The sequence below is a fragment of the Collinsella sp. TF07-1 genome, assembly GCF_003437235.1.
GTDB lineage: Bacteria > Actinomycetota > Coriobacteriia > Coriobacteriales > Coriobacteriaceae > Collinsella.
The window spans coordinates 1-227 of sequence record NZ_QSRV01000042.1 but is presented as its reverse complement, the minus strand read 5'-3'; positions in this window follow the sequence as shown (position 1 = coordinate 227).

Below are 227 nucleotides of genomic sequence, written 5' to 3'. Positions count from 1 at the left end.
CTAAAACCCCGCCATATCTCTTGGATATGGCACGCAATTCAACTGGGACTTCCCGCATGGACGACATCCTCCCCGTCAATAAAAAGGGACGACATGGCAATTGTGCGGGGTTATAGGTAACGTCGGTTCGCCCCCCATATTGCAATGCCACATCGCCCCTCAGGCGCTGCTGGCCAAAATATCTTTGAACAGTCTGTGCACGCCGTACGGCGTGCACTATCCGCTTT